Below are 25,113 nucleotides of genomic sequence, written 5' to 3'. Positions count from 1 at the left end.
AATTCACTTCTTCCTAAATTTCTATTAACATTACTTAAATTATAGAGGTATGGTAGAGGCTTTAGTATAATCTTGCGGAAATTTATCAATCTCTTCTTTAAATCTCTTTAAGAACTTTATTGTATCACCGAATATAGGATGAGTATTCCAGGAAAGAGCAGGTGGAGTTGGTATTGCTTCCTGCATTGGATGAGTTATTGCCTCAACTTGTTTTGGGGATATATCTTTAGATAGCTTTTCATTTTGTAGCTCAGATATATAATCATCTACTGCCTCTTTTAACCTATTTAAAACATTTCCAGCACCATAAGATTTTTGGAAAGGAGCTGGCATTCCCTCATCATCCCATTCTAAAGAGTTATCGTCAATTATATCTAAACTTGTATCATCTCGGTTTAAAGTATGTGTTCTATGTTCAGTACGCGGATCAGTTAGCTTATAGTAATTTTTATTTAACAAACGAGGATCACGTGAATTTTCGCTCTTTTCATATTCCTTAATTTCTTCAAATATACCTAGTGTCTTATAAATATTATCTATTTCTTCTTGAGTAAGTCTTTCATTGTTTACTTCTTTTTGTTGGATAGATTTTTGTAGTTCTTTTGTTGCCGTTAACTTATCTTGTGCTGTATTTGAATTTGATAAAATTTTTGCTTGTGCTAAATCAAGAGCTTCAATTAAATTAGTAGAGCCGCTTTTTCCAAATGTGGTAGATAATTCTTCTTGGCTTGAACCGATTCCTGAATCAATAGAAGAAGATCTAGAAACGGTATTAGATTTAGGATTAATATTTGCCTGTTGTACATAAGATTTGCCGGCATCTATTAATATTTTATCAGTGAATTGTTCTAGTTCATTGAATGAGTTTTCTAGTTTTGCAAAAAGTTCTGTTGAGGAATATACTATTGCCGGTGATAACTTAGGTATAGAATCTTCAGGTATAGTTTCTAAAGAAGGAGAATATTTACCTGTTTCTTTTTGTAGTACCGATTCATTTTGCTTTATTAAATTTGATATATTTTTAAATTTATTTGCTAATTCTTCAGATAATATATCAAGCTTGTTATTGTTATTACTTCCAGCATATAAGACTAGAGTCTCCTTTATATTTTGCGAGATATTATCTGCATGATCTATTAATAACATCTTATATTGCAAATCTAATTCGCTTGAATTATTAGTATTACGGAAGTAATTTTTATTTACTGATATACTTTTTTGCTGAGTATATTTTTAGAAGCTTCTATAAGTTCTTTTCCCTCTTTCTCTTCTTTATTTTTTAACTTCTCACATAAATTTTGTAAACCATCTGAAAAATCCCCGGCATTATCAAGGTATAAAAAATTTACTTCTTATAATCTCTTGTGCTTTTTGATTAGAAGTTTGTTGAACTTTTTGTTTCTCTTGCATTGCTCCTAGAATGATATTTTTATCTAATGAATTAATCACATCATAAAAATTTTTCATTTCATCTAATTTTTCTCTAGGTTCTTTTATTTTTTGTAATCTTTCTCTTAATTCTTGAAATTTATCCCATTCATATTGTTCAAGAAAAAATTCCTCTATTTTTGTATTTTTAGTATTAGGGCTTCCTCCACTACTCAGGATTTTATTTCTAGCTGCCTGTAATCTAGATGGTTGATGAGAGTTGATATTATTAATCAAATCTAAAATTTCTTTTGATGTCTTATTAAATTCTTCATTATTAGTTGGATTTTTGATTGTTTCTTGAACTGCTTCCCTTAACTTTATTATCTCTTTTTTAAGGCTAAGCTCTACTTTTTGTTGACCGTGTGTTATAGCTTGTTCGTTTTCTTGTGAGGTAAGTACTTTTTTATCTTGCTGTATATTTAAGCTCTTTTTCCCTACTTTCTGAACAACTTCTTCCATCAATTGCAATAGATTAATATTGCCCTTTACTTCTAGCCCTTGCTCATTAGTGACCGGTAATGAATTACTTAGTCTTAATAATTCTGAAAAATCTGAAGGGGATATTAGGACATCAAGTTGAGTCTTTGCTTTTCTACCTTTTTCGTCTTTCCTTAAAGCCTTCAACTTTACCAATACTAATAGGTAGGTTTTTTAAATAAATTTCTTTCTTACCACCCTGTATATTTTTATCATTTGCTACTTTGAAGTTAGCTTGTTGTTGAGAAACATACGGTCCCGGTTTTCTAGGGTCTATTTTGTTTATTAGAGCTTCTATAAAATTAGTTGTACATGTTATAGCTAGTTTATCTGTTTCTAAAATATTATTTAAATTAGTATTTTTTATTAAATAAAGATTTCTTATTAGCCGGTCTAATTCATTCTTATGTTTCATAATTTTCCTCTATTAATAAAAATAAACCAAACTGTAATACCATTTATGTTAAATTAACAACACTAATAATCAGTATTAATTCAATAATATAATTTTATCATTATCATTTATTTCACCGTCTCAATGAGTTTTTTAACTCCCTCGACTGATTTATCAAATAGTGCTTTTTCCTCTGCGGTTAACTGTAGTTCTATTACTTTTAGGACACCTTCTTTACCGATAATAATAGGCACTCCGACATATAAATCATGTACACCGTACTCGCCTTGTAAATAAGCGGCACAAGTTAGAATTTGACGTTTATCTTTTAAATATGATTCAAGCATTTCTATTGCTGAGGCTGCGGGGGCATAATAAGCAGAGCCTGTTTTAAGTAATGCAACAATCTCACCGCCGCCGTTTCTAGTACGATCGATTATTTTCTCAATACGCTCATTACTTGATAAGCCCATTTTTATCAGGTCGGGTATCGGCACGCCTGATATTGTAGAATATCTTGCAAGAGGTACCATAGCATCACCGTGACCGCCGAGAACCGTGCTATTAACATTGCTAACCGATACTTTAAACTCTTTAGCAAGAAAAAGATTAAATCTTGATGAGTCAAGTACCCCTGCCATACCGATTACTTTATTATGAGGTAACCCGCTTTCTTTAAGCATGACATATACCATAACATCAAGCGGATTGGTAATTACTATTACAAAAGCATTCGGAGCATATTTTTTTATATTTTGTGCTATGTCTTTCATAATATTGGTATTAACGCTAATGAGATCGTCTCTACTCATTCCTGGTTTTCTTGGTAAACCGGCAGTAATAATTATTGCATCAGACCCTTCAATATCTTTATAGTCATTACTTCCTTTTATTTTTATATCAGAGCCTAATATCGTCCCTGCTTGCATAAGATCGAGTGCTTTTCCTTGCGGCACTCCTTCAGCCACGTCAAATAACATGATATCCCCGATTTCTCTAAGGCTAATTAAGTGAGCAAGCGTACCACCTATGTTACCGCTACCTATTAATGAGATTTTTGGATTTTTTTTCATTACTCCCTCTACAAATATTAAATATGCCTATTACTATATTACAAATACATTCAAGAAAAAAGAATTTTTAAATTATATTGTTAAGTGATTAATTTATAAAAATTAATCACTCACATTGACTTTATTAAAATAGATTAATATAATGCCGAGTCAACAAAATACCATGAAATATGGAATTTTAATAAAATAACTAAAAAAAGAAAATAATTATGCCTAAAATTTCTAAGTTGATAAATCTTTTACGGGAAAGGAGAGTAATGAATGCAAAAGAATGTAAAACCGTTCCAGAAATGTTGCACGATTTACGCATTAATATTAACAATAGTATTAATAGTAAGAACAGTAAAGATGTAAGCTTCGATACGGTAGATAGCATAAAAAACAAAAGTACCCTATATTATATAACTGACTTAGCAGATCTTAAAGAGTTACTTTAAAAAGGTATTGATCCTAATATACGAGATGAGAATGGTGATACTGTTTTAGAGGTTACAGGTAATTTTGAAATTGCCAAAATGTTACTTGAGCATAGTGCTACGGTATACAGTAAGCAGCAGATGGGTAAAATATTATATCACTGTGGTCATAATCCTTAATGCATAATAATACTGATTATACAAAAGATAATTTAATAAAACAATGTAAAGACGGTCAAAAGTTAAAGCAGTTAATAAAACAAGCTAGAGAAGTAAAGGAGTTAATATATCAAACTGAAGAAGTGAAGGATGGTAATCAAATTGTTTCAAAAATAATATTAGATTATATTAAAAATCAAGAGAATGATGATTTAAAAGCTAAACTTATTAATGTTTGTCAAGAGCAAGAGTGAATTAAAGATTATTTAGAATTAGCTCAAGAAAACGAGATGAGTAATTATTTGGATGAGGCATTTGATTTGCTTGATCAAGGATTAATAGGAGAGGATGTTCAAAATACAGTAGTTTGATCAACTATTACGTGGATCGGTTTTCCTGTCATTGCGAGGAAATTGCATAACAATTGACGAAGCAAGGAAGAAAAAAATCTGATTTACAGAATTTTTATTATTGTTTTCTGGATTGCCACGCGAACTAAAGTTCGCTCACAATGATGATTTGGTATCCACGCGAGCAATGTGTCGTAAGCGTTGTTGTATGGGATCGAAAAATGCATTCGGTGTCACATCGTGGCCTTGACCACGGTATCCAAAAAACAACTTAAAATATAGTATTTTTAACTGGATACCGCGATCAAGTCGCGGTATGACAGGGATGGAATTGATCCATGCAACAATGTCTCGCAGGAATGACAACTAAGCAATGCAACAACGCAGGTATAAGCCACGAGATGACAACAACAAAATCGAGCCACACAACAATAATGAAACTATTAATGTTTTATCATCTTATTATAATATTGCGATAAAACTTTCACGCCATATAGCCATAATAGACATACGATAATAAAACTAAACATCAATAAACCGGCTATGTCATTATGTACAGCGTTCGGGAAAATACTAAAGGATATGAATTGAATAATAGCACCTATTGATTTACCGATTTTAGTACCCATAACATCAACGGCAGCTTTTCCTTTGGTCTTCATTTCACTATCAAGCGGGATATATACCATTTCTTTAGTAGCATCGAAAAGTGAATATTTTACGGATTTAGAAAGTACATGCCAAAGTCCGCCGATAAAAACTATAACGACAAGCAGCGAACTATAGCCGAGAGTATGTACGATATTTCCTAGGTGATTTTCAAAAACCGTGCATAAAAAGAACATAACGCCTGCTCCAAACATCATAACCGGTGTTATAATAGCTCCCCAAAACCAGCCGCATATTCTAATTAAACTACTTCCTAAAAACGCACTAACTAACGTGAGTACTCCCGTCCAAAAAAACACTTCACCGTGATAGGATATAAAATCCTTTGTAGCAGGATAGAGTTGTTTTACTTTTGACATCCATAATCCTTCTATAAGGCTAATACTCATAGAATAAGACATTACAAGAAGACAAATAAAACCGAGATATCTAGAAGTTAATATTACTTTTGCACTTTCGACCAAGCTTAATTTTAATATATCCGTTCTTTGATTTTTAAATTTAATATTTTTGTCAGCTTCTACGACTGATTTATCAATAAATTTATGAAGAGCTAGACAAATTGATCCGGATATTAAAATAACCGTAATAAATGATTTTAAAAGGATTTCATTTGTATCGTTTAGATGAGAGAATAAAGGAAGTAAGAAATGATTACTCTTAGCAAAATAAATAATTATGGTTCCTGAGATGAGTAAATTAGTTTGTCCGAATAAAGTAAAAAACGAGTAAAATCTTGGAGCTTCTTCGACTTTAGTAATTTTATTCGCAAGCTGCCAATATAAAAGAGTAAAGACTATAACCGGCCATAACTCTCCCATAATATAAAATAATACCAAACTCCATTGTCCCCAGATTATTAAAAACCACTTTAAATGGGGAAGAAGGGTTATATAATGTTTGACTAATTCAGGATCGGGATGAAAAAAATCTCTATACGGAAATAGAACAAAACCAAAAATTGCGAAGAAAAATAAAAAAGTACCGGTAATTATCCTAAAAACTTGCTCTGTTGTCATAATATTACAGAGTTTAGAATAAAGAATAACAAATAAAATTCCCATCGGCATTTCGCCCCAAAGTTTGATAAAACTCAATACTTCCGAGCTAATTAAGGTAATAACAAAACTATCTTTAATACTACGAACTAAGTTTTGATTAAGTAGAATAAAAAACATTAGTAAAGCCATCGGGATGAATTTAGTTAATTCATACGATCTAATTGGCCATACTATATGCCTAAATTTACTGTTTCTAGCTTTATTCCAAATTGTGAAGTTAGAATCCACGGCATCCATTAATTTACCTATGAGCTTATTTTATAGATTTCTTTCGAAACTCTACTTCTAGGGGTAATTTGTACGTCGATCCGGTACTTGAATCCTCACGTACTTTATATGTACGCTGCGGTTCTGCGTTCCGTGTCTCCTTCAAATTCCTCCCTATAAGCGACTTTAGAAAGAAATCTAATGCAACCTAGACTATAATAAAAACTATGTCAAGATTTTTTAAAATAAGCTCATACTTTATTGTTAATTACATTTATTATACTCAATTGCAGCCTTAACAAATTCAATAAATAACGGATGAGCTTCAAACGGCTTAGATTTAAATTCCGGATGAAATTGTACTCCTACAAACCAACGAAGTGCCGGTAGTTCAATTATTTCTATAATCTCTTCATCTTTTGAAAAACCGCTAAATACCACTCCGTTTTTTTCAAAAATATTTTGAAACTCATTATTAAATTTGTATCTATGACGATGTCGCTCATTTATTTCAAGGCTTTTATAGGCATTAGCTGCAATGGTATTTGCAACCAAACTACAAGGATAAGAGCCAAGACGCATAGTCTTTTTTATATCAGACATCTTTCCAAACTCTACTTCTAGGGGTAATTTGTACGTTGATCCGGTACTCGCATCCTCACGTACGTTTGTGTACGCTACGGTTCTGTGTTCCGTGTCTCCTTCAAATTCCTCCCTATAAGCGAGTTTGGAAAGATGTCTATTTTCAATTGTTATTTTTGAGTCTTCACGGTTTTTATTTATTTTCTCAATAATTTTTGTACCGTCTACTTTAAATTCTTCCGTGACTGCATCTTTAATACCGATTAAATTCTGAGCTATTTCGATCGTCGCAAGTTGCATACCGAAACATATTCCAAAAAAAGGTATGTTATTAGTACGGGCATATTTTATTGCTATAATTTTTCCTTCAGTTGCTCGTTCTCCAAATCCGCCTGGTACTAAAATCCCGTCTATATCTAATAATTTTTTATTAATATTCTCTTCAGTTAGATTTCCAGCATTTATCCATACTAAATTAATTTTATATTTGTAATAAATACCTGCATGATCAAGTGCCTCGATTACTGATTTATAAGCATCTTTTAATTTATGATATTTAGCTATTATAGCGATTCTTACTTTTGAATTAGAATCTTTTAGCCTACCAATTATATCATGCCATTCGTCTAATTTAGACGGTGTAATATTAAGATTAAAAAATTTTAATACTTTATTGTCAAGACCTGAATTGTAATATGCAATAGGTACTAAATATATATTTTTTTGATCTATTGCCGGAATAACATACTCAGATTCTATATTACAAAATAAAGCTATTTTATCTATTGCACTTTTTGAAATGTTACGTTCTGCACGACACACTAGTATATTAGGTGAAATACCTATAGCACGTAATTCTTTAACTGAGTATTGGGTAGGTTTTGTTTTTAATTCACGGGCGGTTTTAACATAAGGTAATAATGTTAAATGAATAAATAAACAATTTTCGCTTTTTAAGTTGTTACCGATTTGCCTTATAGCTTCAAAAAACGGTAGACCTTCAATATCACCGACTGTACCGCCTATTTCACAAATAATAAAATCAAAACCCTTGGTGTTTGAAAGTATAAAATCTTTTATTATATTCGTAACATGCGGGATGATTTGAACGGTAACGCCGGTGTAATTTCCTAAACGTTCATCTTTAAGTAATTTTGAGTATATCGCACCTGTTGTAATGCTATCATGCTTGCATGCAGGGATTCCAGTAAAACGTTCATAATGTCCAAGATCTAGATCGGTTTCTGCTCCGTCATCCGTTACATATACTTCCCCGTGTTCGTGAGGATTCATAGTCCCAGGGTCGACGTTAAGATAAGGGTCTAGTTTGCGTACGCAAACTTTAAATCCTTTCGCTTGTAATAGCATAGCAAGAGATGCAGCAGTTAGACCTTTACCGAGTGATGAAACAACGCCGCCGGTAACAAAAATGAAACGTACCATTATTTATTATAAACCTAGTTTACTAATATTTTCGTAAAATTTTACTGCTTTTTTTAAGTCTTCTTCCGTATCTATGGAAATAGGAATATTCTCAACTAAACATGTACCTATAGTCATGCCGTTTTCAAGGACACGTAGTTGTTCTAAACGTTCTGTTTTTTCTAAAAAAGTTGGCTTAAGAGATACAAATTTTTCTAAAGCGTTTTTGCGAAAACCATACATGCCTACATGATATAAAAATTCTTCTGCACCGTTTGGAATAAGACTACGCGAAAAATACAATGCTTTCCCCGCCGAGTCAACCGCTACGGTAACATTACTACTAGCTTCCACTGATTCCCTATATACTTTTACTACCGGTGTAATAATATCGTATTCGCTGTTTTTTAAATATTCTATAATTTTCAAAATAGAGCTAGGTTCAATAAAAGGCATATCTCCTTGTACATTAACTATGTAATTAATATTTTGATTATTTGGAATGAATTTAAAAGCTTCATAAGTACGATCAGTACCGGTAGGGATATTGCTATCGGTAAATATTACTTTCCCTCCGACTTTTTTAATAATTTTTGCTATCTCTTCCGAATCGGTCGCAACGTATGTATGCTCAAGGTTAGCTTGATTTACTTGTTTGAATACCCGCTCGATTAAAGTTATAGAGCCGATAAGCTGTAAAGGTTTTTGTTTAAGCCTAGTTGAACTTAGCCTTGAGGGGATAATTATAGCCACGTCCTGATGCTGCATAAACTGCCTATATTTAAATTAAAAAATAATTGTTGACAGATTAGCCTTTTTCGGCGATAAAGTAAAACATAATTTTTGAATATATTCAATATTCGATGAATTTTAAAATATTGGCTACGTCGTCTTATAAAATCTGCAGTACTCACGTATTAATATACGCTGCGTTCCTCGATTTATAGACTCCTTGCTCTTTTTGAAATTGATCTTCATATTGCTAATTACAATATATTTAAGAGCTCGTAGCTCAGTCGGTAGAGCATTTGACTTTTAATCAAAGAGTCCCGGGTTCGAATCCCGGCGAGCTCACCACATCTCTATATTGTGGGTTTGTAGCTCAGCTGGTTAGAGCACACGCCTGATAAGCGTGAGGTCGGAAGTTCAAGTCTTCTCAAACCCACCATTCAATCCACCGCAACAACAAAATCTATTTACATGTTAAATTGTTAAAGTTAGAATGATATTGACAAAAGGCATGCAAAATCTCATAATATCAAGTATATGCAGAAAAAGTGTTATTTTGAATTTAATCAAGACAAAAATATTGCCTTGTTAAAAGAAAGAGAGATAAGTTTTGAACAGGTAATTGCTTTAATAGAACAGGATTATGTATTAAATATACAGGACCATCCTAATCAAGGTAAATATCCAAATCAGAAAATATATGTAGTTGAAATAGATGGTTATTGTTATTTAGTATCGTGTGTGATTAATGAGGACAAAGTCTTTTTAAAAACAATTATTCCAAGTAGAAAAGCTACTAAAGAATATATAAAAGCTAAAGGTAAAAAACTATGAAGAAATATAAATTAACAGAGGAAGAGCAAGAAATATTAGATTATTTTGAAAAAGATGAGCTTTTAGAGTTACCTGAAAAAGAACTAGAGAATCAAAAAAATATAGCTAAAATTGCAGCTGCTAATTTTTTTAAAAAATCGGAAAGAATTAATATTAGATTGCCGTTATACGATTTAAATCATATAAAAAGAATTGCAGCACAAGAAGGAATGCCTTATCAAACTCTTATTGCTAGTGTTTTACATAAATATGCATCCGGATATTTAAAATTAGATAAATTGGGTTCATCAATAATTTCTTTATATAAATGACATTTTTTCTCTATCAGTCTTTTTAGAGACAGAAAAAGGTTAGAAGGTAAATTATCAAGGGCAAACCACTGCCAGCTTTCTACCTTATGAGATTCTAGATTCTGTAATTCATGTTCATTTAAACAATGAGCTTTAAGGAAAATCGAGACATAATGCTTTTGCTCTTTTTCAAAAAAATCGTTAGTCACCGCTATAAATTGTGGGTTTTCAATAATCAGATTTGTTGCTTCTAAAACTTCACGGATAGCACATTCTTCAAATGTTGCTCCAAACTCTAAATGTCCTCCGGCTGGAGCATAACTAGATTCACCATGAGAACTAATACGTTTGCCTAGTAAAATCTCATTTTTGCTATTAAAAACTATAGCACCTATACCGATGCATGGGTGGTTAGTCATATCTAACTATTAACTTTTGATTGACTTATTAATATCGTATGTTAATTTCTAAAACAAATAAAAAAATATTGCTTATTTAAATACCGTGAGCTATTTGTAAATTATATTTAATATTTTCCTGTAATCATGAATTCTACCAATCAATCACAAAATAATAGCTTAATGTTTGCTTGGCTTAAGCTTGGTATAATGTCTTTAGGGCTTGCCGGTTTATATTCGGTTATTTTGGTAGTGCTACGTACCCCGCAATTAGCCGATTTTTTTCCAAATCCTCATATTTTTAAATCTGCTTTAATTATTCATGTTAATTTATCGGTATTGATTTGGTTATTATCTATCACTGCTAGTGTTTGGGGTGAAATGTCATTGCGAGGAGAGGTAAAGCCTCGACGCGGCAATCTCAGGAACTTTCCACTTCTTCATGAGATTGCCATGCTCTCTACGTTCGCTCGCAATGACGTGTTGCACCTTTATCCCAAACTCGCTTTTCTAGCTACTCTTCTAATCGCTGTTTCCCCAGTAGCAGGGCATAATCCGGTGATGAATAATTATATACCGATGCTTGAAAATATCGTATTTATTTTGGGGTTAAGCTTATTTGGCGTTACACTGCTATTATATGCTATAAATATTTTATACTTCTTTGATTGGATGAACTTAAATAGTCTAGTTAATTTTACCGTATTATCGACTATTATAATGTTTATTTTAAGCTTCGTTTGTTTCAGATGCTCTTATAACGGCTTGCAAAACATTATTCAAATTATTCCTATAGAGATAGAATTTTATTATGAATTACTTTTTTGGAGCGGAGGTCATTTACTACAATTTATATATACTCAAATATTAATATTTATTTGGGTTATTTTATTTAGAGAGTTAATAGGTAGAGAATTAAAATTCCAAAGATTCTATCTATTCTTACTTTATTTGAATGTTATTTTCGGTATTCTTATAGTTTTCGGTCATATATCTTATGATATTATCGATGGAGCATTTAAAGAATTTTACACACATCATATGAAATATCTAGGCGGCATTGCTCCTGTTTTATGTTTGGTTGGTATGGGGCTTGAATTGGTATGTTATTTCCACGTGCCTTTATGTCATTCCCGCGAAAGCGGGAATCTAGATAGAAAAGAATGGATTCCCGCTTTCGCGGGAATGACATTGATGGTGGATGGCAAAGTAATCAAAACCATCTTACTTTGCTCTATTACTTTATTCCTACTTGGTGGGCTTATAGCAATCAATATCTCAGGTATAAATATAGTAATCCCTGCTCATTATCACGGGTCTATAGTAGGGATTAGCATTGCTTATATGGGGTATAGTTATTTAAGTATTGTGGGGTATCAACGTCATTGCGAGCGACTAAAAGGAGCATGGCAATTTTATGAGGCGATACAAAAATTCCTGAGATTGCCACGTCGGTACTTCGTACATCCTCGCAATGACAATATTATAAACTTTACATTCTACCTCCTAATATTCGGGCAGATTCTGCACATACTGGGGCTAGCACTCGCCGGTGGTTACGGAGTGATGCGGAAAGATCCAAATAGCGTAATGCCGCTATCTGCTAAGCTATTAATGGGTATGATGGGTGGAGGAGGGCTTATTGCTATAGTAGGCGGCTTGATGTTTGTTTATATTTGTGGTAAAACAATGTTTTTAAAAAGCAAATAAACTTATGAAACTTGAAAAACCGTCTAGAGAAGAAGCTAAAGAAGCGGTAAGAACGTTACTAAAATTTATCGGCGAAGATCCGAATAGAGAAGGGCTACTTAAAACCCCTGATAGAGTAATTAATAGCTATAGGGAACTATTCTCCGGTTATGAAAAAGATATAGCAGAAATATTAAGCACAAAATTTTATGATACGTGTAATTTTCAGGATTTTATATTACTGAAAGATATAAAGTTTACCTCTTTCTGTGAACATCATATGCTTCCTTTTATCGGTACTGTAGATATAGCGTATATTCCAGATAATTGTATCATCGGCATAAGTAAACTTGCACGAATAGTAAATGTTTTTGCTAGAAGATTACAGATTCAAGAAAAAATGACGGTACAAATAGCAGAAAGCGTGCAGGAGAATTTAAAGCCGCTTGGCGTTGCCGTTAAGATTTCTGCTTTACATAGCTGTATGACGATGCGGGGCGTTATGCAAGATAGTATGATGCAAGATAGCGATATTAATATTACTATGAATACCATGCATTATACGGGTATATTTGCCGAACAGCAGAAATATCGCCATGAGTTTCTGAATCTTACCTCGAAAAGGTAAAATACGATTGTCATATCGTGGCTTGCACCCATGGTGTTGCATGGATAGCCGAGTCGTCATTGCGAGCAGCCGTAGGCTGCGTGGCAATCTCAGGACTTTGGCACAAGATTGCTTCGTCAATTACTTCGTAATTTTCCTCGCAATGACGGAAAAATATATTAAACTAAAAAAATTCTATGTTATTATCAAAATATTTTTTACCTGTTTTAAAAGAAGAGCCAAGTGAAGCTCAAGTAACTTCGCATAAATTAATGCTTAGAAGCGGAATGATTAGGCAGCAAGCAGCCGGTATTTATACATGGCTTCCGCTCAGCTTAAAAATACTAAAGAATATCGAGAATATAGTACGCTTAAATATGAATAAAGTAGGAGCTTTAGAAGTTCTAATGCCTTGCATTCAACCGGCACATTTATGGATGGAATCGGGACGTTTTGATAATTACGGTAAGGAAATGCTAAAGTTTCAAGATCGTCACGATAATACTTTACTATTCGGTCCGACTAACGAAGATATGATTACGGATATTTTTCGTCATAATATTAAGTCATATAAGGATTTGCCGAAAAATCTTTATCATATCCAATGGAAATTTCGTGATGAGATCAGACCACGTTTTGGTGTTATGAGAGGTCGGGAATTTTTAATGAAAGATGCTTATTCTTTTGATATAAATGAAGAAAGTGCTGTTAAAACCTATAATCAAATGTATAAGGCTTATATCAATACTTTTCGGGATTTAGGTGTGTTTGCTATCCCTGTTATTGCCGATAACGGTCCAATCGGCGGCAATTTAAGCCATGAGTTTCATATTATCGCCGAAACCGGTGAAAGTACTATTTATTACGATAAAAGATTTAAAACTCTAAAAGATAATCCTGATATCGATGTAGAGGAAATTAAAAGCTGGTACGCGGCAGCTGAAGAAAAACATGACGTAAATAAATTATCTATATCTGAACAAGAAATAACCAGCAGTAAAGGAATAGAAGTCGGGCATATTTTTTATATCGGCTCAAAATATTCGGTTAGTATGAATGCTCTTATTAATGACGAACACGGTAAATTAACTCCTGTAGAAATGAGTTCTTATGGCATAGGTATTTCAAGGTTAGTGGCGGCTATCATAGAAGCAAATTGCGATGAGAAAGGTATTATATGGCCTTCTAGTGTTGCTCCTTTTAAAGTGTCTCTAATTAATTTGAATATTCATGATAGTAAATGCATGGAGCTTGCGGAAAGGGTTTATAAAGAGCTATCAGATCAAAATATAGAAGTGTTATATGACGATACTGATGCACGTCCAGGCAGTAAATTTGCAACGCATGATCTTATAGGTTCACCTCATCAAATTATAATCGGTCCTAAAAAAGCCGCAAATAATATTGTTGAACTGAAAAACCGTAAAACCGGAGTGACAGAAGATATTGAGGTAGAAAATCTTATTAATTATATCAAATAACATAGACAGTGATAGTATCATATGATACTATCATAAAATGAATAACAGACCACCTTTTCAAATAACTAATAAAATCTTGGAGTTATCACAAGATGTTTCTTATGAGCTTGGTATTTTAGCCGGTAGCAAGCTGTACTCTCAACCTATAAAACTTAGAAAAAATAATCAAATTAAAACCATCCATTCTTCTTTAGCAATTGAAGGAAATAGTTTAAGCGTAGAGCAAATTACCGATATAATAAACGGCAAGCGTGTACTTGCACCTGAAAAAGATATTTTAGAAGTAAATAATGCTATAAAATTATATAATGATTAACCATATTTGATCCTTTTTCGATTAAATCATTATTAAAAGCACATGAGATATTAATGCAAGGATTAGTAGAAGATAACGGAAAGTGGCATAAAGGTAATGCCGCTATATTTAAAGGCACGGAGATTATACATCTTGCACCTCCGGCAAGCCATGTATCTTTATTAATGCAGGATTTATTTGAGTTTATAGCACAAGATAAGAACGTTTCCGGAATAGTTAAAGCTTGTATATTTCATTATGAGTTTGAATTTATCCATCCTTTTTCAGACGGTAACGGACGAATCGGTAGGTTATGGCAGCAATTATTACTAATGCAAGTTAATAAAATTTTTGAATATATCTCTGTTGAAAGTTTGATTAAAAATAATCAAAGTGAGTATTATAGTGTTTTACGCAAGTGTGATAAGCTTGGTGAATTGACGTTATTTATCGGGTTTATGCTTGATAAAATAGTTGCAGCATTAAGATTATATAGTAATAATATAACATATGAAGCAAGTACGCCTTTATCTAGAATGGAATTTGCTAAGGTTAATTTAATTGATAAATGGTTTTCTAGAAAAGATTATATTAATGTACATAAAAATATTTCTACGGCAACGGCTAGCAGGGATTTGTTATATGGTTTAGAGCATAAACTTTTAATAAGTAAAGGTGATAAGAATCAGAGTTGTTATAAGTTTGTGTAGTTTTTAATGTCATTCCCGCGAAGGCGGGAATCCAGAAAACAGTCTTAAATATTGGCAAAATAAACCTAAAAAAACAAGTTTTTTATAGGTTTTACTGGATTCCCGCCTTCGCGGGAATGACATCGAGTATGTTTTCCAAGCCATGCAACAATGCTGACATGGACACAGTTAATTCACAGGAGATTAACATGAAAAATTTTATAAAATATTTGTTCTTTACCGGTCTATATATAATAGTGACGATAATAGTTGCTTATATGGTTTTAGCTCAAACGATTCCAAATGATGGGCAGTGTCATATGATGGATAGACCGCTTGTTATTCATTACATCTTAGCAGCAATTATTACCGCTTTACCGACACTAATTTTAATATATAGTAAAAAGAAAAAGTAAATATATGATCGGTAAATTAAGCGGTAAAGTTGATTCCCAAGGCGATGATTACGTTATAATTGACGTAAACGGGGTAGGATATCTTGTTTATGCTTCAGGTAAAACTCTAAGTAAACTTGCCGAAGGGGAGTTTTATAAACTATTTATCGAAACCCATGTTAGAGAGGAACATATTCATCTTTACGGTTTTCTGACTCTAGAAGAGAAGAGTTTTTTTAATTTGCTGCAATCAGTAAACGGTATCGGTACAAGAATGGCTTTATCTATCTTATCAAGCCTTACGCCTTCGGATATCCAAATTGCTATAAATAATGAAGATAAAAATATATTTAAAGCAATATCCGGAGTGGGAGCTAAACTTGCCGAGCGTATAGTGTTAGAGCTGAAGGGTAAAGTAGCGAAAATATCAAGCGGCTCTGCTATTATTAAAGATAGCTTAAATATTAAGAATATTACACCCGTCGCAAGCAATGAAGTAATAAAAGCTCTAGTAAATCTAGGCTTTTCTAGATTTGAAGCTCAAAACGCCGTTCAAGGCATCATTACCCAAAATCCCGAAATCTCTATTGATGAATTAATCAAAACAGCTCTAAAAAATAGACTTTCTGCATAACTTGCTTCTAAAGGTAATTTATAAGTCGATCCGGTACTCGAATCCTCACATACTAGTGTGTACGCGCTGCGGTTCGCAGTGAAGTGTCTCCTTTAAATTCCTCTTTATTAGTTACGTTATGCAAGAAGTCTCATCGAAATTCTAATTTTTAGTTGATAAACTAATAGTTATTTTATATTAATCTTAGTAACTAAAATTATATAGGATAAATTTATGTCAAAGTTAATAGAATATTTAGAAAAAATAGGGGCTGAAAGAATATTAAAAGAGTTAAAGAAAGACCCTACTACTTAAGTATTACCGAGGTTGATTTTGTACCACAATCACCGGTATTTGCAGCTGCTGGATACTCTAAAATTCCTGAAGATGCTTTAAATGATGTTAATAAAATAGATGTTCTTTCAGATGCCTTAGGAGTAAATGGAACTATAGAAAATATTAAACTAGCTCATAATTATTTAAGAAATAAGGGATTAGATAGATTAATAGATAATTTATCTAAGAAATCTATAAAAACTTTAGAATTGCAAAATAAATATAAGATTAGACAACGGAATAATAAATAATTTTATTAAATTCCTTAAAGAATCTAATACTGAAGCTCTTGATATTTCATCAAATCCTATAACACAAGAAAATTTAATAAAATTACTTGAAGATATAAAAGAAACAAAAATAAGCGATTTAGATATAAGTGGGATATTTTTTGATAATGATAATGTTCCTGCCTTATCCTCATTTGTTAAAAATACTAAACTTGCCGGATTGAATTTTTCATTAAGTACAGAAGTAAGCGAGGAATCAAAGAAAGCCTTATCGGATGCTATAAAAGAGAATAAAAGCTTAATTGGATGTAATATTTTAGGGTATAAGATAGGAATGAAATCTCAAGATAGACAAGCATTAGACGCACAAATTACAGAAATAACTGATGAAAATAACCTTACTCTAAAAGATGTAGCAGAAGTTTTAAAAAATTATTATGAAAATCCTAATATGATATTATCAAATGAGATATTTGGTCATTATTTAAAGTTATATAAAGGATTAAATAAAAATTACCTTAAAGAAGAATTAAAAAACTTAGGAGTCACTGATACAGAAAAAGTTTTTAAAACCGTAGATAAACTTGGAGAAGGGGTAACTAGTTTCTGTGAAGAGGGCTAATATAAAAGTCTAAAATAATTTATAGCATAAAACTATTTTTCCGCTATTATTAGTCATTATATTCGATTTAAATTAATGACTAATATATTATCGCCTGAAAAAAGTGAAAATGATCAAGAATTGCCGATAAGACCATCATATTTGCAAGAATTTGTCGGGCAAACACAAATTAAAGAAAATCTCTCCGTGTTTATTAAGGCTGCAAAATCTCGAAATGAGCATCTTGATCATACTTTATTTTACGGTCCGCCCGGACTTGGTAAGACTACGCTTGCTAAGATTATCTCTAACGAAATCGGCGGTAATTTTAAATCTACTTCCGGTCCTGCTATACTTAAAGCAGCTGATCTTGCTGCTATTCTCACCAATCTTGAAAAAAACGACGTATTATTTATCGATGAAATTCATCGCCTAAATACTTCCGTTGAAGAGGTTTTATATCCTGCTATGGAGGATTTTGAGCTTGATATAATTATCGGTGAAGGACCTGCCGCAAGGTCAGTGAAAATAACCTTGCCGAAATTTACCTTAATCGGGGCTACTACTAGGCTTGGGCTGCTTAGTAATCCTTTGCGTGATAGGTTCGGTATTCCTATGCGGCTAGATTTTTATAATACTGAGGAATTGAAGAAAGTTCTAAATAGAGCAAGTAAATTACTTGATATTGATTTGACTGATTTGGGTTCTGAAGAAATAGCTAAAAGAAGTAGAGGAACGCCAAGAATTGCATTAAGATTGCTTCGTCGTATAAGAGATTTTGCAGCAATTGACGGTAAATCAAGAGTAGATAAAGAAATCTCTGATTTTGGATTAAATCGCTTGGAAGTTGATCGCATAGGACTTGATAGCAATGATTATCGTTATTTGAAATTCATAGCGGATAATTATAACGGCGGTCCTGTCGGAATTGAAACGATCGCAGCTGCATTGTCTGAACAGCGTGACGCACTTGAAGAAACCATTGAGCCTTATCTTATACAGATAGGTTTACTACAAAGAACTCCTAGAGGTAGGGTAATCACAATTGCCGCTTTTGAGCATTTGAAAATGCCGATACCGAATCAATCACATCATCAATTTAATATTTTTAACGAGAATGAATAATAATAATTTAAATGATAGTTATATAGCCGCAGATGTTATAAAGAGGCTGATAAAAGATCATGTTAAACCTTACGCAAATAAAATATATTTTTCGATATTTTGTATGGTTATTACAGCACTTTGTACGGCAGTGATCGTACATGCGGTGAGACCTATTATTGATAAGATTTTTTTAACGCATGATAAGAAAATGCTTATAATAATGCCTATAGTGCTTACTATAACTTTTTTTATAAAAGGAATTTCAGAGTATTATCAGAATTATCTAATAAAATTTGTTGGGCAGAGGGTACTAAACGATTTGCAGATAAAAATGTATGAGCATTTGTTATTTGCCGATATTTCTTTTATTCAAAACCAATCTTCAGGACGTTTAATATCTCGTTTTACTAATGATATTTCTTTGATGCGTGGGGCTGTTTCTAATTTACTTGTCGGATGTGCTAAACATTTCCTAACTGTAGTATGTTTAATAATAACGATGTTTCATTTAGAACCGCTATTATCTTGCGTAGTTTTTCTTATTTTCCCTTTGGCTGTTTATCCGGTGCAAAGGATGGGTAGAAAGATAAGAAGAATATTTGCACAGTCACAAGAAGAGCTTGGGCATTATACCTCTCGGCTTGATGAAACATTTCAGTCAATTAAGATTATTAAATCTTTTGTAGGCGAAAAAATAGAAAGTAATAGAGCATCGTTGATTATTAATAATATTTTAGAGTTCTACAAAAAAACATCTACGCTAGATGCGATGGTTTCACCGATTATGGAGGGTTTAAGCGGTCTTGCAGTAGGAGGAATGGTATGGTACGGAGGTAATCTAGTCCTTGAGGGGAAAAGTACGCCAGGGGCTCTTTTTGCTTTTTTAGCTGCTTTTGCTGCAGCTTATAGACCGTTTAAAAGTTTGGTATCGTTAAATATTAATTTGCAAGAAGGAATAGCAGCAGCTAAGAGGGTATTTAGTATTTTGGATACCGAACCTCTTATTAAAGATCATGAAGATGCTAAAGAAGTAGATTTATATAATCCACAAATTACCTTTGAAAAACTAGCTTTAAGTTTTGAGAGTAAAATAGCTATAAAATATATAGATTTAAAGCTAGAGCCTCATAAGATGATTGCATTTGTCGGACGTTCAGGTAGCGGTAAGACGTCGCTTAGTAATTTATTAGTGCGTTTTTATGATCCAAATGAAGGAAGAATTTTAATTAATAATCATGATATTAAAGATATTAAGCTTACTTCACTTAGAGGTCAGATGTCCTTAGTTACTCAAGATACTCATTTATTTGATACAAGCGTTGCCGAAAATATAGCATACGGTCAGGACAACGCTACAAGAGAAGAAATAATTAGAGCAGCAAAATATGCAGATGCTCATGAGTTTATTATGCATCTGCCGAACGGTTACGACACGCAGATAGGGATGCAGGGGACGACTCTTTCAGGCGGTCAGCGTCAGCGTTTATCTATTGCTAGAGCTTTCTTAAAAGATGCCCCTATTTTAATTTGGGATGAAGCAACAAGCAGCTTGGATCAAGCTTCCGAACAGAAAATTCTAGAATCTTTAAAGAAATTACGCCAAGGAAAAACCACTTTAATTATTACGCATCGTTTAAGCAGTATTACCGATCTTGATAACATTATCGTCATGAAAAACGGTGAGATTTGTGAACAAGGAACTCATACACAATTGCTTAAGAATAAAGATGAATATTATAGGTTGTATCATAAGGAGTTAAGAGAAAATAGTTGATTTATAAAGTAAATAGCTTATATTTCTTAATTTTTATTAATTATTATTGTGTGGCTTAAATCGTCATTGCAAGCGAATAAAAGGAGCATGGCAATCCAGGAAAATAATAAAAAATTCTGTTTTACAGAATTTTTAACTGGATTGCTTCGTCAAAATTTTCAATTTTTCCTCGCAGCAATGACGACTTAGGTATCCACGCAACAACGCTTTCCCGCCTACGCGGGAATGACATCAACACAAGGAATACCATAATGCTCATTACCAAAATTTTTAAAGACTATCGATTATTTGAAATATTTATTTTAGGGATGGTTAGCGGTATGCCGCTGGTTATAATTTTTTCTACTCTTTCGGTATGGTTAAAAGAATCCGGAATAGATATCGCTGTTATTACTACTTTTACGGTTGCAAGGTTATCATATTCGTTAAAAGTATTTTGGTCACCGTTAGTCGATAATTTTAAAATACCTTTTTTAAGTAGGTGGGGGCATCGAAAAAGCTGGCTTATATTGTGTAGCTCTTTAATGGCTTTAGTACTAATTGCTATGAGCAAGGAAAATCCTGAAGTTTCTTTAACTTCTTTATATTTTTTGACTATAGTATTAGGCTTTTTATCCAGCACGTTCGATATTGCTGTTGATGCGTTACGTATTGATAGATTTGATCAGGAAACGCAAAGCATAGCTAGTGCAACTGCCGTATTCGGTTATCGAATCGGTATGCTTATTACAGGGGCAGGTGCTTTATACCTTGCAGAAATAACCGGAAGTAATTGGCAACTAACTTTCTTTATTATAGCTATAATATTTGCCGTTGCTACTATATTTATAGTAACGGTAAATGAAAAAGAATTAGTAAGAGAAAAAATTAATATTATTTCTATTACTTCATGGATTTCTACAATAATTAATCCTTTCAAGGATTTTTTCAAAAGAGAATTTGCCATAACTATTTTACTTGCGGTAATATTTTTTAAATTAGGCGATGCTATGCTTGGAGTGGTTGCCTCACCTTTTTATATAGAGCTTGGTTATACAAAAGGCGAAATAGCAATAATAGCTAAACTTTATGGATTGATTGCAACCTTAGTCGGCGGTTTTGCCGGTGGTATTGTAATGTATAGAGTGGGAAATTTTAAAGGTTTGATTATTACCGGTATTGCCCAAAGCTTAACGCATTTTGCATTTATTTGGCTTAATCACCAGCCTCCTTCTTTTAAAGCTTTATTAATTGCTATTACTATAGAGAATTTTGCTGCCGCTATGGGTGCTACTGCTTTAGTCGGATATATAGGTAATTTATGTAATAAAAAATATTCCGCAACACAATATGCTTTACTTAGTAGTGCTAGTAGTTTATGTAACAATACTGTCACTATTTATGCCGGAAAATTCGTAAATATGATGGGCTGGGACGGTTTTTTCATCTTTACTATAATTTTAGCCTTGCCTGCTTTATTTATATTAATGTATCTTAATAAAAAGGTTAATATATAGTTAAATTTTATTTCCATCGTCATTGCGAGCGACCATAGGGAACGTGGCAATCCATAAAAATAATAAAAAAATGCTATGCATTTTTAACTGGATTGCTTCATCAAAATTTTCAATTTTTCCTTGCAATGACGAAAAATCACACTTGATTTAATTTGAATAATATTTTATTTATTTAAAATGTTTAGTAAATTTTTATTACCTTATATTTTTATTGCAACATTTTTCTTTGCTCCCATAAGCGAAGCGAAGAAAGCTATAAAAAATACACCTAAACTTCCTGTTCAAACTAGTTTAGTAATTGATGCAAAAAGCGGTAAAGTGTTGCAGGCCCATAATTCACAAATTCGGATTTACCCCGCTTCTTTAACTAAGTTAATGACTCTATACTTAATGTTTGAAGCAATCGAAGCCGGTAAGTTACCTTTAGATAAAAAATTACTTGTATCAGCAAAAGCTTCAAAAATGCCGCCTTGTAAGCTGGGTTTAAAAGCAGGAGAAACTATAACCGTTCGAGAGGCAATTAATGGATTAATCATAAAATCCGCTAATGATGCTGCCGTAACGGTTGCTGAGAATATGAAAGGTTCCGAAAAAGCTTTTGCTCATTTAATGAATGTTAAAGCTAAGCAGCTCGGTATGAAGAATACCTATTTTAAAAATGCTTCAGGTTGGCATGACCCATTGCAGCAAACTACTGCAAGAGATATGGCTAAACTTGCTATGGCCCTGAAAAGAGATTATCCAAAATATTATCCGTTATTTGCTAAAACCAGCTTTGTATTTCGTGGAAACGTAGTAAACGGACATAATAGAGTTACTAAAAATTATCAAGGTGCAGAAGGCATGAAAACAGGTTTTCATACACCGGCAGGTTATAATTTAGTAACTACTGCTTCTAGGAACGGTAAATCATTGATTGCCGTTGTTACAGGCGGCAGAAGTGCCGCATCTCGTGATCAAAAAATGATTGGATTATTAGATCAGCATTTTAATATTAAGCCTATAGTCTCTAAACCTTCAATCAAGCTTGCTTCTAATAATAAATCTACTACAAAAGCTAAATCAAAAATAATAAAGAAAAAGAATATACATAGTTGATATACATCGTCTGCAAGCGACTAAAGGGCTTTGTTGCATGGAGCGGTTTTTTCACATTGTCACCCCCCCGCGACTTGATCGCGGGGTCCAGTTAAAAATACTAAATTATTAGTATTTATAGTTGTTTTTTGGATACTGTGGTCAAGCCACGGTATGACACCGTACGCGTTTTTCAAGCCATGCAACAACGCCTACGACTGCTCACAATGATGATTTAATATTCACACACCTTTTAAGGATTTACTGCCAGTTTATACTTTAAATTTACAAGTTTTATATGACAATTAATGCTACATTTATTGTTTTTTGTAACTTTAGTAGATGAAGATTTTTTAGAGTTTTTAGCTAAAGTTTTACTTTGTGGTTTTTTTAGATTAATATTTTTTAGAAATTTCTCAGTTTCATTAGGTAAATATTCTATTTTTACTTTAGTGATACCTTGATTTTTAAATGCTAAAATTTCAGCCGCTTTTTGAGAAACATCTATTATACGATTTTTCTTAAAAGGACCTCTATCATTAACCATTAAAATTACTGATTTATTATTGGCTTTGTTGGTAACTTTAACTAAGCAAGGAAGCGGAAGAGTTTTATGTGCGGCAGTTAATAGATTTCTATTAAATCTATCACCGTTAGCTGTTTTTTTACCGTGAAAACCGTCTTTACATCCACCGTACCATGAGGCATAACCTGTTTCGGTAAAAGATTTAGGGTTGTGAGGTTTGTAAGTCCTTCCTTTTATTTTATAATTTTTTCCAACTTTATAATATCCTTTATAAGTTAGATTATGAGGATCATCTTTTGATAATTCTTTGTATGAATATTTACGGGAATAAGGTAATGTTTTTGAGGTATTACAACCGCTTAGACAAAAACAAAAAATTAATAAAAGTAATACAGCGTCATAAGCTACAGCTAAATTCAGACAGCTTGATACAGGCGAATTTTTTGAGTTAAGTCTGTGCTCACGTACCATTGTACGCTCCGCAGACTTACTCTTAAATTCATCCTGTCTGAAGCTGTCTGAATTTAGCTGTAGCTTATGACGCTGTATCATCATCATGCCTTATTAAAGTTATCCATTATTTTAGCATAACACACAACTTTTTCAACACCTTTTATTTTTGATGCAATAGAAGCAAGCTTTTCTAGCTCTTCTTCTGATCTTGCAACTCCAAATAAATAAACAATATTATCTATAGTTAGAATAGTATAATTAGCAAATTTAATGTCTTTTCTGACTAAATTTTTAGCTTTAATTTGCGTGGTTATCATACTATCTTTAGTATATTGGGCTAAGTCAAAATGATTACTGTTTTTATTTACTTTCAACTCATTAATAACTTCTTTTACGCCTTTTTGATTCCAAGCAATTTCTACGGCTTTTAACGCATCCGATTCTTTTTGAATATTTCCTGTTAATAATACTCTTCCTTGTGATACTTCAACCTTTATTTTAGCCCCTAACTCTCTAAAATTATTTTTTACTAAATCAGTTTTAATACCGGCAGAAATCCTTGAATCATTTAATGTTTCAGACATTGGCTGATCTTTTGAAGCAACAATGCCGGTAGTGGTTGCTGCGGTAAAAATAGCAGGTAAACAAGCAGATAGACTAAAAGAGAGAACTATAAAAATTAGAATTCTTAATATCATATCTTACTATCCGGTAATTTATTCTTTAATAAAAGAGGTAATTGCAGCAAAATAAATATAAAAGTAATAGGTATTACGCCGAATACTTTGAATTTTACCCATGTTTCATCTGAGAAATTACGCCAAACTATTTCATTCACTACAGCCATAAAAAAGAAAAAAGCCGCTGTTCTATAGCTTAAAGTTATCCAGCTTTCTTCTTTAAGACGTACTATACTCTCTAAAGCATATTTGATAAAAGGATTTTTTCTTATACCGCTCATGAGAAATATTATTCCAAAAATAACATATAATATAGTAGGCTTGATTTTTATATACATTGAATCGCCGCTAATTAAAGTTATACTTCCCGAAACCAATAAAACAGTCATAGAAATAATAGAAAGCTTGGATACTTTCTTATCTATAACATAACAAAGGGTAATACAAATAACAGAGGTAATAAGCATATAAAGAGTAGCGTTTTGTATACCGCCTCCATAAAAAAAGCCTGCAAAAAATGCTATTACCGGACCAATTTCTGATAAAAGTTTTAACATATTTAATTTAATTGT

23 protein-coding genes, 2 tRNA genes and 4 pseudogenes are annotated in these 25,113 nt (G+C 32.5%); 16 read left to right on the top strand and 13 right to left on the bottom strand.

From position 1 onward, the window contains the following. Positions 1-39 precede the first annotated feature (39 nt). The 4 genes from RAS_RS09705 to mdh form a co-directional block, all read right to left on the bottom strand. Complete coding sequence (locus RAS_RS09705) at positions 40-1,146, bottom strand: hypothetical protein (protein ID WP_232049349.1); 1,107 nt, start codon at positions 1,144-1,146, stop codon at positions 40-42. A gap of 183 nt (positions 1,147-1,329) precedes the next feature. Further along, positions 1,330-2,055, bottom strand: coding sequence for a hypothetical protein (locus RAS_RS09700; protein WP_232049348.1), 726 nt, complete (start codon positions 2,053-2,055; stop codon positions 1,330-1,332). After that, the gene (locus tag RAS_RS03865; RefSeq protein ID WP_147142522.1) at positions 2,024-2,323 is read right to left on the bottom strand and encodes a hypothetical protein; all 300 of its coding nucleotides are present in this window, start codon (positions 2,321-2,323) and stop codon (positions 2,024-2,026) included. The genes RAS_RS09700 and RAS_RS03865 overlap by 32 nt, the downstream gene beginning before the upstream one ends. Positions 2,324-2,430: 107 nt before the next feature. Continuing rightward, complete coding sequence (gene mdh, locus RAS_RS03860; protein ID WP_147142519.1) at positions 2,431-3,375, bottom strand: malate dehydrogenase; 945 nt, start codon at positions 3,373-3,375, stop codon at positions 2,431-2,433. A 595-nt stretch (positions 3,376-3,970) separates the two neighbouring features. Between mdh and RAS_RS03850 the strand changes: the two genes are divergently transcribed. Beyond that, complete coding sequence (locus RAS_RS03850) at positions 3,971-4,204, top strand: hypothetical protein (protein WP_010423284.1); 234 nt, start codon at positions 3,971-3,973, stop codon at positions 4,202-4,204. Between the two features lie 539 nt (positions 4,205-4,743). Here RAS_RS03850 and tlc2 read toward each other — a convergent pair. The 4 genes and pseudogenes from tlc2 to RAS_RS03825 all read right to left on the bottom strand — a co-directional run bounded on the left by tlc2 (position 4,744) and on the right by RAS_RS03825 (position 9,009). After that, positions 4,744-6,267 (bottom strand): nucleotide exchange transporter Tlc2, encoded by a 1,524-nt coding sequence (gene tlc2, locus RAS_RS03845; protein WP_147142516.1) that lies wholly within the window; start codon positions 6,265-6,267, stop codon positions 4,744-4,746. A 16-nt stretch (positions 6,268-6,283) separates the two neighbouring features. Beyond that, a pseudogene (locus tag RAS_RS03840) lies at positions 6,284-6,440 on the bottom strand (palindromic element RPE1 domain-containing protein). 61 nt (positions 6,441-6,501) lie between these two features. Next, on the bottom strand, positions 6,502-8,262 hold the full coding sequence (locus RAS_RS03830) for a CTP synthase (protein WP_147142509.1): 1,761 nt from the start codon (positions 8,260-8,262) through the stop codon (positions 6,502-6,504). A gap of 6 nt (positions 8,263-8,268) precedes the next feature. Further along, entirely contained in the window at positions 8,269-9,009 is a 741-nt protein-coding gene (locus RAS_RS03825) for a 3-deoxy-manno-octulosonate cytidylyltransferase (protein WP_147142506.1), read from the bottom strand. A 233-nt stretch (positions 9,010-9,242) separates the two neighbouring features. Here RAS_RS03825 and RAS_RS03820 point away from each other — a divergent pair. The 4 genes from RAS_RS03820 (at position 9,243) to RAS_RS03805 (ending at position 10,115) form a co-directional block, all read left to right on the top strand. Further along, positions 9,243-9,318 (top strand) — tRNA-Lys (locus tag RAS_RS03820). A 14-nt stretch (positions 9,319-9,332) separates the two neighbouring features. Next, a tRNA-Ile gene (locus RAS_RS03815) sits at positions 9,333-9,409 on the top strand. Between the two features lie 98 nt (positions 9,410-9,507). Next, positions 9,508-9,804, top strand: a complete 297-nt coding sequence (locus tag RAS_RS03810; RefSeq protein ID WP_147142503.1) for a BrnT family toxin — start codon at positions 9,508-9,510, stop codon at positions 9,802-9,804. Continuing rightward, positions 9,801-10,115 (top strand): CopG family antitoxin, encoded by a 315-nt coding sequence (locus tag RAS_RS03805; RefSeq protein WP_147142500.1) that lies wholly within the window; start codon positions 9,801-9,803, stop codon positions 10,113-10,115. The genes RAS_RS03810 and RAS_RS03805 overlap by 4 nt, the downstream gene beginning before the upstream one ends. On the opposite strand, the gene RAS_RS03800 is transcribed toward RAS_RS03805, so the two are convergent. Then, on the bottom strand, positions 10,022-10,513 hold the full coding sequence (locus tag RAS_RS03800; RefSeq protein ID WP_269473017.1) for a nucleotide triphosphate diphosphatase NUDT15: 492 nt from the start codon (positions 10,511-10,513) through the stop codon (positions 10,022-10,024). The genes RAS_RS03805 and RAS_RS03800 overlap by 94 nt on opposite strands. Positions 10,514-10,639: 126 nt before the next feature. Here RAS_RS03800 and RAS_RS11055 point away from each other — a divergent pair. From RAS_RS11055 to ruvA, 6 genes and pseudogenes are all read left to right on the top strand, one after another. Next, positions 10,640-11,606, top strand: a pseudogene (locus tag RAS_RS11055) (hypothetical protein); the annotation flags it as partial. Positions 11,607-12,206: 600 nt separating this feature from the next. After that, a complete protein-coding gene (gene folE / locus RAS_RS03790; protein WP_147142494.1) occupies positions 12,207-12,809 on the top strand; it encodes a GTP cyclohydrolase I FolE in 603 nt (200 codons plus the stop codon). A gap of 176 nt (positions 12,810-12,985) precedes the next feature. Then, positions 12,986-14,269, top strand: coding sequence for a proline--tRNA ligase (gene proS / locus RAS_RS03780; RefSeq protein ID WP_147142491.1), 1,284 nt, complete (start codon positions 12,986-12,988; stop codon positions 14,267-14,269). A 37-nt stretch (positions 14,270-14,306) separates the two neighbouring features. Further along, positions 14,307-15,274, top strand: a pseudogene (locus tag RAS_RS03775) (Fic family protein). Positions 15,275-15,462: 188 nt separating this feature from the next. After that, on the top strand, positions 15,463-15,669 hold the full coding sequence (locus tag RAS_RS03770; protein WP_010423269.1) for a hypothetical protein: 207 nt from the start codon (positions 15,463-15,465) through the stop codon (positions 15,667-15,669). Between the two features lie 4 nt (positions 15,670-15,673). Continuing rightward, entirely contained in the window at positions 15,674-16,282 is a 609-nt protein-coding gene (gene ruvA / locus RAS_RS03765; RefSeq protein WP_147142490.1) for a Holliday junction branch migration protein RuvA, read from the top strand. On the opposite strand, the pseudogene RAS_RS03760 reads toward ruvA, so the two are convergent. Continuing rightward, positions 16,261-16,406, bottom strand: a pseudogene (locus RAS_RS03760) (palindromic element RPE1 domain-containing protein); the annotation flags it as partial. The gene ruvA and the pseudogene RAS_RS03760 sit on opposite strands and share 22 nt — an antisense overlap. A 755-nt stretch (positions 16,407-17,161) precedes the next feature. On the opposite strand from RAS_RS03760, the gene RAS_RS03750 reads away from it, so the two are divergent. The 5 genes from RAS_RS03750 to RAS_RS03730 all read left to right on the top strand — a co-directional run bounded on the left by RAS_RS03750 (position 17,162) and on the right by RAS_RS03730 (position 22,903). After that, the gene (locus RAS_RS03750; protein WP_147144020.1) at positions 17,162-17,449 is read left to right on the top strand and encodes a hypothetical protein; all 288 of its coding nucleotides are present in this window, start codon (positions 17,162-17,164) and stop codon (positions 17,447-17,449) included. Between the two features lie 75 nt (positions 17,450-17,524). After that, a complete protein-coding gene (gene ruvB, locus RAS_RS03745) occupies positions 17,525-18,553 on the top strand; it encodes a Holliday junction branch migration DNA helicase RuvB (protein WP_147142487.1) in 1,029 nt (342 codons plus the stop codon). Further along, the gene (locus tag RAS_RS03740) at positions 18,546-20,309 is read left to right on the top strand and encodes an ABC transporter ATP-binding protein (RefSeq protein ID WP_147142484.1); all 1,764 of its coding nucleotides are present in this window, start codon (positions 18,546-18,548) and stop codon (positions 20,307-20,309) included. The genes ruvB and RAS_RS03740 overlap by 8 nt, the downstream gene beginning before the upstream one ends. A 251-nt stretch (positions 20,310-20,560) precedes the next feature. Then, the gene (locus RAS_RS03735; protein WP_147142481.1) at positions 20,561-21,805 is read left to right on the top strand and encodes an AmpG family muropeptide MFS transporter; all 1,245 of its coding nucleotides are present in this window, start codon (positions 20,561-20,563) and stop codon (positions 21,803-21,805) included. Positions 21,806-21,982: 177 nt separating this feature from the next. Then, complete coding sequence (locus RAS_RS03730; protein WP_147142477.1) at positions 21,983-22,903, top strand: D-alanyl-D-alanine carboxypeptidase family protein; 921 nt, start codon at positions 21,983-21,985, stop codon at positions 22,901-22,903. A gap of 232 nt (positions 22,904-23,135) precedes the next feature. Here RAS_RS03730 and RAS_RS03720 read toward each other — a convergent pair whose 3' ends face one another. Genes RAS_RS03720 through RAS_RS03710 form a run of 3 tightly spaced genes read right to left on the bottom strand, consistent with a single transcriptional unit; the run spans position 23,136 to position 25,098 of the window. Beyond that, entirely contained in the window at positions 23,136-23,963 is an 828-nt protein-coding gene (locus RAS_RS03720; protein WP_408634822.1) for a septal ring lytic transglycosylase RlpA family protein, read from the bottom strand. After that, a complete protein-coding gene (locus RAS_RS03715; protein ID WP_147142472.1) occupies positions 23,963-24,559 on the bottom strand; it encodes a BON domain-containing protein in 597 nt (198 codons plus the stop codon). The genes RAS_RS03720 and RAS_RS03715 overlap by 1 nt, the downstream gene beginning before the upstream one ends. Further along, positions 24,556-25,098, bottom strand: a complete 543-nt coding sequence (locus RAS_RS03710) for a septation protein A (protein WP_147142469.1) — start codon at positions 25,096-25,098, stop codon at positions 24,556-24,558. Before RAS_RS03710 ends, RAS_RS03715 begins: the two co-directional genes overlap by 4 nt. Positions 25,099-25,113 lie beyond the last annotated feature (15 nt).

The sequence above is a fragment of the Rickettsia asiatica genome (genome assembly GCF_007989425.1).
Taxonomy (GTDB): Bacteria; Pseudomonadota; Alphaproteobacteria; order Rickettsiales; family Rickettsiaceae; genus Rickettsia; species Rickettsia helvetica.
Note: the sequence above shows the minus strand (reverse complement) of the source record. Positions and strands in the feature narration are given on the sequence as shown.